Source organism: Nocardioides sp. R-C-SC26, assembly GCF_021246465.1.
Taxonomy (GTDB): Bacteria; Actinomycetota; Actinomycetes; order Propionibacteriales; family Nocardioidaceae; genus Nocardioides.
In genome coordinates this window covers 1-327 of record NZ_JAHRHK010000059.1, presented here as the reverse complement: position 1 = coordinate 327, position 327 = coordinate 1, and the positions used below count along the sequence as shown (strand labels likewise).

The 327-nt window shown below is 73.7% G+C and carries 1 protein-coding gene; it reads right to left on the bottom strand.

What is annotated here, in order from left to right; genetic code table 11:
- Window positions 1-327 (bottom strand): helicase C-terminal domain-containing protein (locus KSO97_RS17430; protein ID WP_308188347.1); only part of this gene is annotated, 327 nt, incomplete at both ends.

Sequence of the window (327 nt, the reverse complement as noted above, 5' to 3'; positions counted from 1 at the left end):
CTTTGTCGGCGGCCTGCTGGCGCGCGCTCATGAGCGGATCGTCGGGACGCGGGAACGGGGTGCGGTCGATCAGCACCAGCTGGCAGGTGTCGCCCGGCACGTCGGGGCCCTGCCACAGGCTGAGGGTGCCGAAGAGGCAGGTGTGCGGATCGCCGACGAACTGGCGCGCGAGCTCGGGAAGCTGCGCGCCGCCCTGCGCGAGCGTGGTCAGGTGCGGGAGCCGGGTGCGCACCGCCTCGGCCGCCGCCCCGGCGGCGCGACGACTGGAGAAGAGCCCCAACGTGCGGCCCTCCGCCGCGTCGACGAGTTCGACGAGATCGTCGAACT